Annotated in this window: 3 protein-coding genes; all 3 read right to left on the bottom strand. The window is 39.3% G+C overall.

Going from position 1 to position 1,988, the window contains the following annotated elements:
* Nucleotides 1-618: pyridoxal-phosphate dependent enzyme (locus tag DYY66_RS03335; RefSeq protein ID WP_166286195.1), on the bottom strand; the 618-nt coding region annotated here is incomplete at its 3' end.
* 353 nt (nt 619-971) lie between these two features.
* A complete protein-coding gene (locus DYY66_RS03325; protein ID WP_166286191.1) occupies nt 972-1,274 on the bottom strand; it encodes a hypothetical protein in 303 nt (100 codons plus the stop codon).
* 42 nt (nt 1,275-1,316) lie between these two features.
* Nucleotides 1,317-1,793 (bottom strand): cation transporter dimerization domain-containing protein, encoded by a 477-nt coding sequence (locus DYY66_RS15860; RefSeq protein ID WP_394352556.1) that lies wholly within the window; start codon nt 1,791-1,793, stop codon nt 1,317-1,319.
* Between the last annotated feature and the right edge of the window lie 195 nt (nt 1,794-1,988).

Raw genomic sequence — 1,988 nt, 5'->3', positions numbered from 1 at the left:
ATTGATGATGTCTTGTTTTGCTAACAGTTCTTGTGCTTCTGTTATTGCACCATCAAAAATAGTTGGGTCAAACCCAAGCTCAGATAATTGTGATCTGATATTTGCAGCAGTTGCTCTTGCAGCCAAAACATTTGGACTCTCTTTCATTCCAGGTGCTGGACAGATGTCCATGTCAAGATTTATGATTCGAATTTTTTCATTTCGTAATTCCTCAAATACGCCGTCTTGGAGTTTTCGTGAGACAAGGGCAACCACATCAAGTCCGATCTTGGTTAGTTGTCCTAATGCGATTCCAAAGTTACCTGAAGTTGCCTCAAATATTGTCTGTCCGCTTTTGAGTTTTCCTGTAGCAATGGCGTCATGGATTATGTTTACTGCAGGTCTTACCTTGATGGAACCTGCAAGCAAGTTAGAATCATACTTGCCAAAAATTTTCAGATTTTTATCATCTAAATTAACATTAAATTCTTTTTTTGCACATTCCTTCAAATCTTGTGTGATGTCAACAAGCGGTGTTGCGTTGACCACTTTACCATCTTTGTTTTCTAGATGGGGAATCTTGCTCCAGATCTCTCTTTCAAAACGCTCAAGTAAATTACTGTCAATATTTTGTCCCATTTTGTCTTCAAAGCTTGATGGGCAAAATGATCTTATAAATCGTATACCAACTTTCCCACAGTGTTTTAGGAGATTCCATGCGGGAAAATCCACTCATCCAATCTTGTCAAACTTTTGAAGACTCTTCCACAGGTACCATGTTGCCACGCTTCTGTATGGTCTCCATCTGTCGCCAAATTTTTCAGTCTCCTTGGGCTTTGGCATCTCTTTTAGTGAAAATGCCATCTGCACACCTCTTCGCAAGCCAAGATCTCCTACGGGAAATACGTCCATTCTTCNAGAAGATCAAAAACATCTCAGCTGTCCACCTTCCAATTCCCTTGACCTGGGTCAGCTGAGCTATCACATCCTCGTCACCCATCTTTGAGATTGCTTTCATGTCCAGTTTTCCAGTCTCCACATGTTTTGCCAGGTCCTTTAGGTACTCTACCTTCATGCCAGACAAGCCAACTGTACGAAGTTTGGATTTTCTTGTGGCAAGAACCTTCAGCTGCTGTTGGAAATTTTGGATACAACGCCTTGAATCGCTTGAAGATTGCATCTGCAGCACCTGTTGCAAGTTGTTGGGAAATTATTGATTCTACAAGCACTGCAAAATACTGGCTTTTTTTCTTTAACTGAAACTCACCAACGGTACCAATGATATCACCAAGCACAGGATCTTTTCTAAGAAATTTTACTGCATCGTGTTGTTATTTCTAGTTTGGTTCCGGATGTATTGTAACTATGGCATTTTTTATCTGGGCCTTGATTTTATTTTCTATATTGGAAACAATATCGTGCACTTCTTCTATTGTAAGATCTTTTTCAAACGAGCAGTCAATGTCCACCTTGAATATGTCCTGCAGGTGTAATGTTATCACTCGCCCAATTTTTTTTACCTTGGGATATTCTTTTATGATATTTGCCACTTGCTCCTCTATTGTTATATCCTCTACAGGAATGCTTTCTGGAATTGAGATATACGGCTCTAGGTGTATTGTAATATGATTGACATTTGAGACAGATTTTTTTATCTGGGATTCAATCTCATCTGAGACATTGTGTGCATCCTCAAGTGACATGTTTCTGTCAACTAACACATGAAGGCTGATGAATACACCATTTTCTGCAGTAAAGGAGCTTACATTGTGAATGCCTTTTACTCCTGGTACCGATGATGAAACTTTGTTTATGATGTAATCTGCAGGGACATCTTTGAGAGTCGGCTCAAAGTGAACGGTGACATTAGAATGTGCAATTGCGTTTTTGATGTTCTTTTCTNATGAAACTTTGTTTATGATGTAATCTGCAGGAACATCTTTCAGCGTTGGCTCAAAGTGAACCGTGACATTAGAATTTGCAATCGCATTTTTGATGTTTTTTTCGAC

This window comes from Candidatus Nitrosotalea sp. FS (assembly GCF_011319475.1).
Taxonomy (GTDB): Archaea; Thermoproteota; Nitrososphaeria; order Nitrososphaerales; family Nitrosopumilaceae; genus Nitrosotalea.
The sequence above is the reverse complement of the archived record's forward strand: the minus strand, read 5'-3'. Positions and strand labels throughout refer to the sequence as shown.